The sequence below is a fragment of the Pseudomonas sp. Pseusp97 genome (assembly GCF_047304025.1).
Lineage (GTDB): Bacteria > Pseudomonadota > Gammaproteobacteria > Pseudomonadales > Pseudomonadaceae > Pseudomonas.
The window spans coordinates 1-12,447 of sequence record NZ_JBGLYK010000176.1 but is presented as its reverse complement, the minus strand read 5'-3'; the positions used below and the strand labels follow the sequence as shown (position 1 = coordinate 12,447).

Genomic DNA, 12,447 nt, shown 5'->3' with positions numbered 1-12,447 from the left:
CCTGGATAGCCTGCCCAACCCCGATGAGCTCGATGCCCGTGCCGCCCTTGCGTGGGGCCGGCGCGGCGGCCGGACTGGACGATGTTGGTGAAGTCTCTTGGGGAGTGACGGCTTCGCTCACAGATCCATCCTTCGCTCGAAAATTGTTCTAGTCGGCGCTTCTCAACGCTTCCATTAATGCCGCTGGGCTTGCGCCCCGGCAATCGATTACTTGCAGCGCGCCCATCTCCCGCGCCTGTTCAGCCACACGCGGACTGGGCACGAACAACGGCATGGCACTGACTTGCGGCCAATCCGCCGCCGCCAGCTGACGCAGGTGTTCCAGCCCCTGCCCACTACTGACCGCGATGGCGTTCAAACGCTCCCCCTGGATTCGCCGCAGCAATTCACCCTGGGGATAAGCCGGCATTTCGCGCCGGTAGAGTTCCAGATAGTCCACCGCCACGCCTTGGCCGCGCAGGCGCTCGGCGAGGAATTCTCGGCCACTCTCGCCGCGCATGATCAGCACCTTCGGATCATGCACCTGCAGGGCCTGGGCGAACTCCGGCAGGGCCAGCAGGGCCTCGCTGTCGTCGCCCTCCTGCGGGCAGACCACATCCAGGCCGTAGTCTTCGAGGATAGCCGCCGTGGCGGCGCCGACGGTGAACCAGCGCTGGGTCAGCGGCGCTTGCGGCCAGTAGCGGTCGACCCGCTCCAGGCCCAGGCGCGCCGCGGGCTTGCTGACCACGATAACCGCGCAGTAGCGGTCCAGGTCAAGGATCAGGCTGCGCTCGACGGGTGTCTCTTCGCGCGGCGTGATCGCCAGCAAGGGCAGGCAGTCGCCGTGGATACCGTGTTCGGCGAGGGTGGCGGCGAGCGCCGCGCAATCCTCTTCGGGACGGGTCAGCAGCAGCCGCCAGCGGCTCACGGGTGGCCGGCCTCGCCGTAGACCGCGTTGAGGATTTCCTGGGCGCCCTGGCCCAACAGGTCTTCCGCCACCTTCACCCCGAGAGTTTCGGCTTCGGCAGAGGACGCGCGGGCTTCAGCGCGCAGCAGTTCTGTCCCGTCGGGCTGGCCGACCAGGCCGCGCAGCCACAGCTGGTCACCTTCGAGGATGGCGTAGCAGGCGATAGGCACCTGGCAGCCGCCATTCAGGCGCTTGTTAAGCGCACGCTCGGCGGTCACCCGCAGGGCGGTCTCGCGATGATGCAGCGGCTGCAGCAGGGCGTGGATTTGCGCATCGGCGGTACGGCACTCGATGCCCACCGCACCCTGGCCGCCGGCCGGCAGGCTGGCTTCGACGCTGATGGAGGAGCGGATGCGGCCCTCGAAACCGAGGCGGATCAGGCCGGCGGCGGCGAGGATGATGGCGTCGTACTCGCCGGCATCGAGCTTGGCCAGGCGGGTGTTGACGTTGCCGCGCAGGAAGCGGATCTGCAGGTCCGGTCGGCTGGCCAGCAGCTGGGCCTGGCGGCGCAGGCTGGAGGTGCCGACCACGCTGCCGGCAGGCAGGTCGTCCAGGCTCGCATAGGTGTTGGAAACGAAGGCGTCGCGCGGGTCTTCACGTTCGCAGATGCAGTAAAGGCCCAGGCCTTCGGGGAAGTCCATCGGCACGTCCTTCATGGAGTGCACGGCGATGTCCGCTTCGTTGTCCAGCAGGGCGGTTTCCAGTTCCTTGACGAACAGGCCCTTGCCGCCGATTTTCGCCAGCGGTGCGTCCAGCAGCTTGTCGCCGCGGCTGGTCATCGGCAGGAGGGTCACGGTCAGGCCGGGGTGGGCCTGTTCCAGGCGGGCCTTGACGTATTCGGCCTGCCAGAGTGCCAGGGCGCTCTGGCGCGTGGCGATACGGATTTCGCGGGACATGGGCATTTCCAGGCAAAGGAAGCGTGCAAGAAAGTGCCCGCATGATAACAGCTCACGCAAACGAAAAGCCCGGGGGCCGCCCCCCGGGCTTCACGCGCTGCGGCACTGTGTCGCTACAGGTTATGCATGAGTCGCCGCACGCCGGCGACATGGCGGCGGCTGACGGTCAGCGCATCGCCATTGAGTCCTTTCAGGTACAGCTGGAAATGCCCCAGCGGCGTGCGCTGCAGGCGCTCGATGCGCTCGCGGGAGACCAGCGCGTTGCGGTGGATGCGCACGAAGCGATCACCGAACTCGTCTTCCAGCGCCTTCAGCGGCTCGTCCAGCAGCACTTCGCCGCCCGCATGGCGCAGGGTCACGTACTTGTGGTCGGCGATGAAGAAGATCACGTCTTCCAGCGGAATCAGTTCGATGCCCTTGCGGGTCCGCGCGCTGATGTGGCTGCGCGGGCCGGGGCCGCCGGCGGCCGGGGGTTTGGTCAGCGCCGCCAGCTGCACGCGGTTGGGCCGCGAGGCTTTCTTCAGCGCATCGGCCAGGTCCTCGCTGCGGACCGGCTTGACCAGGTAGCCGACCGCGCTGACCTGGAACGCCTCCAGGGCGAATTCATCGTGGGCGGTGCAGAAGATCACCGCCGGCGGGGCTTCGCGCTCGCACAGCTTGGCGGCCACCTGAAGCCCGTCCAGGCCGGGCATGCGGATATCCAGCAGGACGATATCCGGCTTCAGGCTGTCGATCAGCGTCAGCGCTTCTTCGCCGTTGCTGGCGGATGGCTCGAGGACGCGATAGCCGTCCAGTTGCCCCACCAGCCGGGCCAGGCGCTCTCGCGCCAGGGGTTCGTCATCGACGATCAGGACATTCATAAGCTCAGGCTTCCTGCATGAGACGCGCACATGGATAGCGTAGACAGGTGAAGTGCCGTCCGTCACGGCGTTCGACGGTGAGACTAGCTTTTGGCCCGAAAAGTGCCGCAAGTCGCGCTGCAATATTTTGCAGGGCCTGCTTGGTTCCCTTCGTGGGCAGTGCCTCTGTCGATTCGTCGTAAGGGTTGCTCACGCAGAGCTGGAACACACCGTCACGGTAGTCCGCCTCAACTTTCACCAGACCGCCTTCGATGCGCGGCTGGATGCCATAAATCAGTGAGTTTTCGAGCAGCGGCTGCAGCGTCAGCTGCGGAATCGGCACGCCATCGGGCACGCCGCTCACCCGCCAGTCCATCTGCAACCGGTCGCCAAGACGGAACTGCTCAATGGAAAGATAGCGTCTGGCCAGCTCAAGTTCCTCTCCCCAGGAAATTAATGTTCCAGGTTTGGCCAGGCTGGCGCGGAAAAGGTCCGAAAGATTCAACACCGCCAGCTCGGCCTTGCCCGGATCGATCTCGATCAGGCTGGCGATGCTGTTGAGGCTGTTGAACAGGAAATGCGGACGGATGCGCGCCTGCAGCGATTCGATCCGCGCCCGCAATTCGGCCTGTTCCTGCCGTCGCCATTGGCTCTGCAGATAAAAGTAGCGTAGCAACAGCGTGGACATGATGAGCGCAATCAACGCATGCCGCAGGTACAGATTGACCTCGCCGGTGCGCGACATCGGCCCGCCCAGGGAGAAGTAGTCGGCCACCCAGGTGCAGCCCAGGGTCAGCAGGATCACCAGCGCACAACTGAGCAGTCCGGAGAACCAGGCCGGCCAGCGCGCCATGAAGGGTCGCAGCTGGCAGAGCAAACCGGCCGAGAGCAGCACGATCCACTGCACGAACAGCGACGACAGCGCCAGGCGCACCCAGTTGAAGCTCGGTGTCATCGGCTCGGCGAGTACCAGCACGAGCACCAGCAGCTCGGCGAGCAGCACCAGGCTGAACAGCGCCTCGGGCTGGCAGAGTTCGGGGATGAAGAAATCTTCGTTGGGCGCCGGCTGGTCGCCGGTCTTCGTCAGTCTGGGCATCCGCGCAGTTTCCGTAAGCGCCTGCATGGCGGCAAGCGCCGCGTGATGGCAAAACGCTGGATTTGTCGGCCAGCGCAAGGATCGGCTCGGTCACCCGCGACAATCGGCCCGCCGCTCGCCGGCCGCAACACGCCAAAGCGCCGCCGGTTTTGCCCTGCAGCCTGCTATTATCGTCGCACTTTGCCCTTCCTGCAGGCCGCGCGCCGCGCCTGCCCGTTTCAGCGAGAGAGAGTCATGAGCGTAGAGAAGACCAACCAGTCCTGGGGCGGCCGCTTCAGCGAGCCCGTCGATGCCTTTGTCGCCCGCTTCACCGCTTCCGTCGACTTCGACAAGCGCCTCTACCGCCACGACATCATGGGCTCCATCGCCCACGCCACCATGCTGGCCAAGGTCGGCGTGCTGACGGACAGCGAGCGCGACACCATCATCGCTGGCCTCAAGCAGATCCAGAGCGAGATCGAGGCCGGCACCTTCGACTGGCGCGTCGACCTGGAAGACGTGCACATGAACATCGAGGCGCGCCTGACCGACCGCATCGGCGTTACCGGCAAGAAGCTGCACACCGGCCGCTCGCGCAACGACCAGGTGGCCACCGACATCCGCCTGTGGCTGCGCGACGAGATCGACCTGATCCTCGCCGAAATCACCCGCCTGCAGCAGGGCCTGCTGGGCCTGGCGGAAGCCGAAGCGGATACCATCATGCCCGGCTTCACCCACCTGCAGACCGCGCAGCCGGTAACCTTCGGCCATCACCTGCTGGCCTGGTTCGAAATGCTCAGCCGCGACTACGAGCGCCTGGTGGACTGCCGCAAGCGCGCCAACCGGATGCCCCTGGGCAGCGCCGCGCTGGCCGGCACCACCTACCCGATCGACCGGACCATCACCTGCGAACTGCTGGGATTCGAAGCGATCTCCGGCAACTCGCTGGACGGCGTCTCCGACCGTGACTTCGCCATCGAATTCTGCGCCGCCGCCTCAATCGCGATGATGCACCTGTCGCGCTTCTCCGAAGAACTGGTGCTCTGGACCAGCGCACAGTTCCAGTTCATCGACCTGCCCGACCGCTTCTGCACCGGCTCCTCGATCATGCCGCAGAAGAAGAACCCGGACGTCCCCGAGCTGGTGCGCGGCAAGTCCGGCCGCGTGTTCGGCCACCTCGCCGGCCTGCTGACCCTGATGAAGGGCCAGCCGCTGGCGTACAACAAGGACAACCAGGAAGACAAGGAGCCGCTGTTCGACGCCGCCGACACCCTGCGCGACAGCCTGCGCGCCTTCGCCGACATGGTTCCGGCGATCAAGCCCAAGCGCGAGATCATGCGCGAAGCGGCGCGCCGCGGCTTCTCCACCGCCACCGACCTCGCCGATTACCTGGTGCGCCGTGGCCTGCCGTTCCGCGACTGCCACGAAATCGTCGGCCACGCGGTGAAGTACGGCGTGGACAGCGGCAAGGACCTCGCCGAGATGAGCCTGGACGAGCTGCGCCAGTTCAGCGACCAGATCGACGACGACGTGTTCGCCGTGCTGACCCTGGAAGGCTCGGTGAACGCCCGGGACCACATCGGCGGCACCGCGCCGAACCAGGTCCGCGCCGCCGTCGTGCGCGGCAAGGAACTGCTGGCCGCGCGCTAAACGCATCGCTTCATGCACTACTGGAACCAGGATAACTTCGAAGGACTGGAACGGCTCGCTGATGCACTGGCGAGCCTGCCCGGCCTGCAGGCGCTGGCGGAATACGCCCGCGCCCGCAGTCGAGGCCTGCGCCGAGAGGCGTTCGCCGCCCTCGACGACTACCTGCGAAATGCTCCCGCGTCCGACAGCTTGGCGGCGCGCGAACAGGCCCTGCAGATCGTCGAGCTGCACGGCCGGACCCGCGAAGCCCACCAGTTTCTCGCCCAGCCGCTGCTGGCACGCTTCCTGTTCCCGACGTTGCAAGCCTGGATCGACAGCGAACCGACGGCGCATGCGCCACTGCGCTGGCTGGGATTGCTGCAGAATGATGGCGACCTCCTGCGCCGCGCGCTGGCGGTCGGCCCGCACGATGTCGCTGTTCGCTGCCGATTGATCGATTTCGCCCTGGGCGCCGCGGACTACGCGACGCACCATCTGGACGAGGGGTTTTTCATCGGCGAACCGGCAGACGCGCGCGAAGCGTTGGATCTCGCGACCGGACTCATCGCCGAGGCGCCGGACGCCGGTCCGTTCACTCGCCAGGCCGATGAAGTCGCGCAGCTCACGGCGCTGCTGGATGACTGGCAGGCCTTTTCGGCTCGCCCCGACGGCAGCTTCGTGGACTGGTGCGCCGAAAAGCAACGCCCCTACGCCTGGGCGAAGAAGTACTACTACACCTGAGGACTCAGGTGCGCCCGAGGTAGCCCAGCTGCGCCGGCGTCAGCTGCAGCATGCGCGTGGCCTTGTGGTCCTTGAGCCTGGGCAGCTCCTCTTCCGGCAGACGCGCTGCAGTCGCGGCGAGATTGACGATCAGGGCTTCGCGACTGAAAACGCCGTTTTCGATGGCGTAGGCGGCGGCGATCAGATTGCGCAGCTCCAGCGGCAGGCGCCAGCGGGTGCGCAGCGCGGAACCGAAGCTCGCGCCATGTTCTTTCAGGATCTTATCGACCTCGGCTTCGCTCAGCTCGCCGCCCGCGCTGTGCCAGTCCTGCAGGCTGCGCAGCAATGCGAGATCGCCCAGGCAATGCAGCAGGCCGGCGGTGAAGCAGCGGTCGGCATCGGCGCCGAGGGACTCGGCCAGGGCAAAGCCCGCATCGGCAGTATGCCGGGACAGCTCCCAGAAGTGCTCGGCACGCTCCTTGAGCAGCGGGTCGTCGAGGGTCGCGGCGCGCTGTAGCGCCACCGCCAGCATCAGGTTCAGCGCCTGCGCCACGCCCAGGCGCGACAGCGCCTGCATCAATGTCTGACAGGGCATGCCGACGTGCCGGGCCGCGCTGTTCGCCGCGGAGATCAGGCAGGCGGTGATCTGCGGATCGTGGCCGAACTGCTGCTCGAGTATCTCCAGGTTGATGTCACTGGCTTCCATGCAGCGGTTCACCGCCGCGCCGACTTCGCCCATCAGCGGCGCGCCCTCTGTGGCGTCGCGCTCGGTCTGCAGGAAGCGCTCCAGCGACAGGCTGTCCTCCAGGGTCGGCAGGTCGCAGACGACATTCTCCCCTGGCGCCAGCAGCAGCACGCGCAGGCGTTCGCGCAGGCTCTCGGCGTTGAAGGGTTTGACCAGGTAGGCCGTGGGCGCCAGTGGCAGGGCAGCGCGCACGCTGGCGGCATCGGCCTTGGAGCTGATCAGGATGAACGCCTGGGCGAGCGGCCCACGGCGGCGCAGGCGCACGTGGCGCAGCAATTCCAGCCCATCGCTGCCGGGCAGCTCGCGCTCGGCGAGAATCAGGGCGAAGGGAAGTCGGCGACAGGCTTCGATGGCCGTGTCACCGTCTGCGCAGAATTCGACCTTCGCGTCGCAGCGCACGCTCAGCACCAGCTGGCCGAGCAGCTCGCGACTCCAGGGGTCGCTGGCAGCGACCAGCACGCCGGGCGAATCGCTCATGGATCACACCTCGTTCGGGACGTTTGCCGCCGCGGACGGAACAACCGATCCAGAGCTTCCCTGTCGAATGCCCGGTCCTTCGGATGCCGTCGGCCAGCGGCCTTCGGATACAGCGCAGCGTAGTCCAAAGCCCACGAGCTTTCCCCTGCGCGCCCTTAACTTCGGCGGACATTTCTCACAAAAAATACGGCACAAAAAAAGGCCCGCTTGCGCGGGCCTTTCTCTTGAACCGTTAGAGCGGTAAGGCTCAGGCCAGTTCGTCGAAGCACTCGGCCAGGATGGCCAGGCCTTTTTCCAGCTGCGCGTCAGGGATGGTGACGGGCATCAGGAAGCGGATCACGTTGTAGTAGGTACCGCAGGAGAGCAGGATCAGACCTTTCTCGCGGGCACGAACCACGATCTTGCTGACCAGTTCAGCGGCCGGCTTGTTGTGGTCGCCGCCTTCGAACAGCTCGATGGCGATCATCGAACCCAGGCCACGAACGTCGCCGATCACCTTGTGCTTGGCCTGGATGTCGCGCAGACCCGCCTTCAGGCTCTCGCCAACGGCTTGCGAACGCTCCAGCAGCTTCTCTTCGTCGAACACTTTCAGCACGGCCAGGGCCGCGGCGCAAGCGATCGGGCTGCCGGCGTAGGTACCGCCCAGGCCGCCGGGAGCGATGGCGTCCATGATTTCGGCTTTACCGGAAACACCGGAGATCGGGAAACCACCGCCAACGGACTTGGCGAAGGTGGTCAGGTCCGGAACGATGCCCAGTTGCTCGGTGGCGAAGAAGGTGCCGGTACGGCCAGCGCCGGTCTGTACTTCGTCGGCGATCAGCAGGATGCCATGCTCGTCGCACAGGGCGCGCAGGCGCTGCATGAAGGACTTGGAGTTGACGTAGAAGCCACCCTCGCCCTGCACCGGCTCGATGATGATCGCGGCGATGTCGCGCGGCTGAGCGTCGTTCTTGAAGATGCGCTCGATGCTGGCGATCGACTCGTCTTCGCTCACGCCGTGCAGTTCGCACGGAGCCAGGGCGCGGAAGATGCCGCCCGGCATCAGGCCCATGCCGGCGGAGTACGGAACGACCTTGCCGGTCAGGCCCAGGGTCATCATGGTGCGGCCGTGGTAGGCGCCGGTGAAGGCGATCACGCCGGCGCGGCCGGTGGCGGCACGGGCGATCTTCACGGCGTTTTCAACGGCTTCGGAGCCGGAGGTGACCAGCAGGGTCTTCTTCGGGAAGTTGCCCGGAACGCGCTTGGCGATTTCTTCGGCCAGCTCGATGTAGGGCTCGTACGCCAGCACCTGGAAGCAGGTGTGGGACAGCTTGGTCAGTTGCTCCTGAACGGCGGCGATCACTTTCGGGTGCAGGTGACCGGTGTTCAGAACGGCAATGCCGCCGGCGAAGTCGATGTACTCACGACCTTCGACGTCCCACACGGTGGAGTTCTCGGCGCGCTCGGCGACGACCGGGTGGATCTGGCCTACACCGCGCGGTACGGCGGCCTGACGACGTTGCAGCAGGGATTCGTTGGTTTTGCTCATAGCTTCCTCAGTGGCCGCTCATCGGGCGACCGGATCAAAGGATGAAAGCGGGGAGAAGCCACACACGACAGCATACGATGATCGACTGTCGCGGCACTTGCGGCCCGCCGGACGGGTTGTCCGGTGCTACCACCGGAAAACGCCGGCGCGAAGGTGGCTGTCAGCTCTTGCCTGCCACCTTGCGCCCACGGAAAAAACCGATCAGATACCGCCGAGGCAGAGGTATTTGACTTCGAGGTAGTCCTCGATGCCGTACTTCGAACCTTCACGGCCCAGGCCCGAGGCCTTGATGCCGCCGAACGGCGCCACTTCGTTGGAGATCAGGCCGGTGTTGATACCCACCATGCCGTATTCCAGCTGCTCGGCGACGCGGAACACGCGGGCCAGGTCGCGGGCATAGAAGTAGGAAGCCAGGCCGAACTCGGTGTCGTTGGACATGGCGATGACTTCGGCCTCGTCCTTGAAGCGGAACACCGGCGCCAGCGGGCCGAAGGTCTCGTCCTTGGACACCAGGGCAGACTTCGGCACGTCGACCAGGATGGTCGGCTCGAAGAAGGTCCCGCCCAGGGCGTGCGGCTTGCCGCCGGTGAGGACCTTGGCGCCCTTGGAAACGGCGTCGGCGATGTGCTCTTCGACCTTGGCGACCGCCTTGGAATCGATCAGCGGGCCGGTGGTGACGCCCTGCTCCAGGCCGTTGCCGATGTTCAGCTTGGCCACGGCGGCCTTCAGCTTCTCGACGAAGGCGTCGTACACGCCGTCCTGGACGTACAGGCGGTTGGCGCAGACACAGGTCTGGCCGTTGTTGCGGTACTTGGAAATCAGCGCGCCTTCGACGGCGGCGTCCAGGTCTGCATCGTCGAACACGATGAACGGAGCGTTGCCGCCCAGTTCCAGGGACACTTTCTTGATGTCCTTGGCGCATTCGGCCATCAGCTGGCGACCGATCTCGGTGGAGCCGGTGAAGGTCAGCTTGCGCACGATCGGGTTGCTGGTCAGCTCACCGCCGACTTCGCCGGCGCTGCCGGTGACGACGCTGAACACACCCTTCGGAATGCCTGCGCGCTCAGCCAGCTCGGCCAGGGCCAGGGCGGAGTACGGAGTCTGCGAAGCGGGCTTGAGCACCATGGTGCAGCCAGCGGCCAGGGCCGGGCCGGCTTTGCGGGTGATCATCGCGGACGGGAAGTTCCACGGGGTGATGGCCGCGGTCACGCCGATCGGCTGCTTGATCACGATGATGCGCTTGTCGGGCTGGTGGCCCGGAATGGTGTCGCCGTAGATGCGCTTGGCTTCTTCGCCGAACCACTCGAGGAAGGAGGCGGCGTAGGCGATCTCGCCCTTGGCTTCGGCCAGCGGCTTGCCCTGCTCGATGGTCATCAGGCGCGCCAGGTCGTCCTGGTTGGCGATCATCAGGTCGAACCACTTGCGCAGCTTGTTGGCGCGCTCTTTCGCGGTCAGTGCACGCCAGGCCGGCAGGGCCTTGTCGGCGGCTTCGATGGCGCGACGGGTTTCGTCTGCGCCCATCTTCGGCACGGTGCCGATGATCTCGTTGGTGGCCGGGTTGTTCACGTTGATGGTCTTGCCGTTGTCGGCGTCGACCCAGGAACCGTCAATGTAAGCCTGTTGGCGGAACAGCTTGGCATCATTGAGTTGCATGACCTGTCTCCTTTCGAGGAAAGCCTGTGGACGGCGGGTCGACCTGAAGTCCCCGCCTGCCTTGTTGTCTGGATGGGAGAGACCGCGGTCTCTGCCGTTCATTCGCTCCGGCCGATCAGTATCGACGCTGGAGGCGAATGTCGCCCTGCTATGGAGGCGACGCCCGGCGAACGGCTCTTAGTTCGCTCGGCATGCGGACACGAAAAAACGCAGGCCGGGGTCATTGCCCGGTCTGGTTGAACTCGTTCACGCACAGGTTCCCGGGCTCGGCCCAGGAGTACGACTGCCCTACAACCTTCCGGTACGCTGATCGACGGAAGCCGCACGGAGACCTGTCACAAGGGACATGCGGTGGGTGCAACGGAAGACTGTCATCCCGCAGGCTGATGGCCGGCTGGTGTGATGCCAATGCTCCGGTCTCCTGTTGTTGTGATGGGGAGGCGTTTGAAATCTCAAACGAATCCTAGGGCCCTCGACTGCAAAGGGCAATAGCTCGTTCGACAAAACCAATGAAGGTATCAGGTTGCCGCGGGTTTTCGGAGGCTTTCTACCGACAGGCGGCTGTTTTCGTTCGATATCATGAACGAGCGTACCTGCATTGGACGCCCGCACGGGAGATGCGTATGATTGCCGCCTGCCGCGCCAGCCGCGGCGTTACGCACCAGTAGCTCAGCTGGATAGAGTACTGCCCTCCGAAGGCAGGGGTCGTGGGTTCGAATCCCGCCTGGTGCGCCACCTTCCTGTTTCGAGAGTGCCTCAGGCAATCTGCGGAACCACCTGAAAAGCCCGCCCCGAGCGGGCTTTTCCGTTTCTGGCGAGCAGCCGCGCAGACCACGCCTGCCGGCTGCAGTCGGGGGCCAGGAAACCCTCGACGCCCGACGATTCCTCTTCGCCATCCAAGGTTGTATAAGCCTTGCGCCATAGCGCGAGAAAAGGACCACCCGCCCATGCTCCGGCTTCTGCTGCCCGCCCTGCTCCTGGCCCTTGCCGGCTGCGCCACCAAGCCTCCGGCGCACCCCGAGAACCTTTGCGAAATATTCCGCGAAAAGCCGAAATGGCACGAAGCGGCGCTGCAGGTGCAGAAGCGCTGGGGCGGGACCATCCAGGTGCCGATGGCGATGATGTACCAGGAGTCCTCCTTCAAGCACGACGCCCTGCCACCGCGTTACTACTTCCTCGGTTTCATCCCCTGGGGGCGCGTCAGCTCCGCCTACGGCTACGCCCAGGCCAAGGACGAAACCTGGGCGGACTACAAGAAGGAAGCCGGCGGCTGGGGCGCCGACCGCGACGACTTCGCCGACGCGCTGGACTTCATGGGCTGGTACATGAACAAGACCTACAGCGTGAACCGCGTCTCCAAGTGGGACGCCTACGGCCAGTACCTGAACTACCACGAGGGCTGGGGCGGCTATCGCCAGCGCAGCTACGACGCCAAACCGTGGCTGAAGACCGTGTCGCAGAAGGTCCAGGCGCGCGCCTCGCTGTACGGCGCCCAGTACAAGAGCTGTGAGCAGGAGCTGTCGGGCGGCGGCTGGTTCTGATTGCCGCAGCAACGCAGTCGCGGGGACGGGCTCTTCGTTCAGCCGGTGATGAGTCTCCAGAGCACCAGCCCCAGGAGCGGGAGTACCACGACTGCCGAGAGGATCAGCGCAATCCTGAGGGGCTTCCGGTAGCGCTTGATCCAGGTTGGCGCGTCACGATCATGGGCGATGGAATCGACCAGCAACAACTGAACGAACAGCTCGATCAGCGACGCCATGCCTGCCTCAGCGCCCCATGATCCGCCGGTACTCGTCGCGGTACTCCTCGTACGGCAGGTTGCGCCGCTGCAGCTCCATCAATTGCTGTTCCTGGGTCAGCGGGCGGGAGACGTGGGCGACGGTTTCCGCCGCGGCGGGCGTGACCGGTTGCGGCACGGCTTCGGGCGGCTGTACCGGCG

At 65.5% G+C, this 12,447-nt stretch carries 11 protein-coding genes and 1 tRNA gene; 4 read left to right on the top strand and 8 right to left on the bottom strand.

From position 1 onward, the window contains the following. Window positions 1-148: 148 nt before the first annotated feature. The 4 genes from ACCC94_RS22510 to ACCC94_RS22495 all read right to left on the bottom strand — a co-directional run bounded on the left by ACCC94_RS22510 (window position 149) and on the right by ACCC94_RS22495 (window position 3,777). Window positions 149-907 carry a uroporphyrinogen-III synthase gene (locus tag ACCC94_RS22510; protein ID WP_413351797.1) on the bottom strand — a complete coding sequence of 253 codons (759 nt, stop codon included), beginning with the start codon at window positions 905-907 and terminating at the stop codon, window positions 149-151. Further along, window positions 904-1,842: a hydroxymethylbilane synthase gene (hemC, locus tag ACCC94_RS22505; protein WP_413351795.1), complete on the bottom strand. Its 939-nt coding sequence runs from the start codon at window positions 1,840-1,842 to the stop codon at window positions 904-906. Before hemC ends, ACCC94_RS22510 begins: the two co-directional genes overlap by 4 nt. A gap of 113 nt (window positions 1,843-1,955) precedes the next feature. Beyond that, window positions 1,956-2,702 (bottom strand): alginate biosynthesis regulator AlgR, encoded by a 747-nt coding sequence (gene algR, locus ACCC94_RS22500; RefSeq protein WP_017521347.1) that lies wholly within the window; start codon window positions 2,700-2,702, stop codon window positions 1,956-1,958. Window positions 2,703-2,706: 4 nt separating this feature from the next. Continuing rightward, window positions 2,707-3,777, bottom strand: a complete 1,071-nt coding sequence (locus tag ACCC94_RS22495) for a sensor histidine kinase (protein WP_413351798.1) — start codon at window positions 3,775-3,777, stop codon at window positions 2,707-2,709. A gap of 234 nt (window positions 3,778-4,011) precedes the next feature. On the opposite strand from ACCC94_RS22495, the gene argH reads away from it, so the two are divergent. Beyond that, window positions 4,012-5,406 (top strand): argininosuccinate lyase, encoded by a 1,395-nt coding sequence (gene argH, locus ACCC94_RS22490; RefSeq protein ID WP_413351794.1) that lies wholly within the window; start codon window positions 4,012-4,014, stop codon window positions 5,404-5,406. Window positions 5,407-5,418: 12 nt separating this feature from the next. After that, on the top strand, window positions 5,419-6,126 hold the full coding sequence (locus tag ACCC94_RS22485; protein ID WP_413351793.1) for a hypothetical protein: 708 nt from the start codon (window positions 5,419-5,421) through the stop codon (window positions 6,124-6,126). A gap of 4 nt (window positions 6,127-6,130) precedes the next feature. Here the strand turns inward: ACCC94_RS22485 and ACCC94_RS22480 are convergent, their stop codons facing one another. The 3 genes from ACCC94_RS22480 to gabD all read right to left on the bottom strand — a co-directional run bounded on the left by ACCC94_RS22480 (window position 6,131) and on the right by gabD (window position 10,508). Continuing rightward, the gene (locus ACCC94_RS22480; protein WP_413351792.1) at window positions 6,131-7,327 is read right to left on the bottom strand and encodes an HDOD domain-containing protein; all 1,197 of its coding nucleotides are present in this window, start codon (window positions 7,325-7,327) and stop codon (window positions 6,131-6,133) included. 247 nt (window positions 7,328-7,574) lie between these two features. Beyond that, window positions 7,575-8,855 (bottom strand): 4-aminobutyrate--2-oxoglutarate transaminase, encoded by a 1,281-nt coding sequence (gene gabT / locus ACCC94_RS22475; RefSeq protein WP_413351791.1) that lies wholly within the window; start codon window positions 8,853-8,855, stop codon window positions 7,575-7,577. Window positions 8,856-9,056: 201 nt separating this feature from the next. Beyond that, window positions 9,057-10,508 carry an NADP-dependent succinate-semialdehyde dehydrogenase gene (gene gabD, locus ACCC94_RS22470; RefSeq protein WP_088415861.1) on the bottom strand — a complete coding sequence of 484 codons (1,452 nt, stop codon included), beginning with the start codon at window positions 10,506-10,508 and terminating at the stop codon, window positions 9,057-9,059. A 658-nt stretch (window positions 10,509-11,166) separates the two neighbouring features. Here gabD and ACCC94_RS22465 point away from each other — a divergent pair. Both ACCC94_RS22465 and ACCC94_RS22460 read left to right on the top strand, forming a co-directional pair. Beyond that, a tRNA-Arg gene (locus ACCC94_RS22465) sits at window positions 11,167-11,243 on the top strand. A 212-nt stretch (window positions 11,244-11,455) separates the two neighbouring features. Then, complete coding sequence (locus ACCC94_RS22460) at window positions 11,456-12,049, top strand: hypothetical protein (RefSeq protein ID WP_413351789.1); 594 nt, start codon at window positions 11,456-11,458, stop codon at window positions 12,047-12,049. A gap of 38 nt (window positions 12,050-12,087) precedes the next feature. On the opposite strand, the gene ACCC94_RS22455 is transcribed toward ACCC94_RS22460, so the two are convergent. Beyond that, complete coding sequence (locus ACCC94_RS22455) at window positions 12,088-12,267, bottom strand: hypothetical protein (RefSeq protein ID WP_413351788.1); 180 nt, start codon at window positions 12,265-12,267, stop codon at window positions 12,088-12,090. Window positions 12,268-12,447 lie beyond the last annotated feature (180 nt).

Coding starts and splice junctions, on each gene's coding strand:
- hemC (WP_413351795.1), bottom strand. CDS start 1,842: ATGTCCCGCGAAATCCGTATCGCCACGCGCCAGAGCGCCCTGGCACTC.
- algR (WP_017521347.1), bottom strand. CDS start 2,702: ATGAATGTCCTGATCGTCGATGACGAACCCCTGGCGCGAGAGCGCCTG.
- ACCC94_RS22495 (WP_413351798.1), bottom strand. CDS start 3,777: ATGCCCAGACTGACGAAGACCGGCGACCAGCCGGCGCCCAACGAAGAT.
- argH (WP_413351794.1), top strand. CDS start 4,012: ATGAGCGTAGAGAAGACCAACCAGTCCTGGGGCGGCCGCTTCAGCGAG.
- ACCC94_RS22485 (WP_413351793.1), top strand. CDS start 5,419: ATGCACTACTGGAACCAGGATAACTTCGAAGGACTGGAACGGCTCGCT.
- ACCC94_RS22480 (WP_413351792.1), bottom strand. CDS start 7,327: ATGAGCGATTCGCCCGGCGTGCTGGTCGCTGCCAGCGACCCCTGGAGT.
- gabT (WP_413351791.1), bottom strand. CDS start 8,855: ATGAGCAAAACCAACGAATCCCTGCTGCAACGTCGTCAGGCCGCCGTA.
- gabD (WP_088415861.1), bottom strand. CDS start 10,508: ATGCAACTCAATGATGCCAAGCTGTTCCGCCAACAGGCTTACATTGAC.
- ACCC94_RS22460 (WP_413351789.1), top strand. CDS start 11,456: ATGCTCCGGCTTCTGCTGCCCGCCCTGCTCCTGGCCCTTGCCGGCTGC.
- ACCC94_RS22455 (WP_413351788.1), bottom strand. CDS start 12,267: ATGGCGTCGCTGATCGAGCTGTTCGTTCAGTTGTTGCTGGTCGATTCC.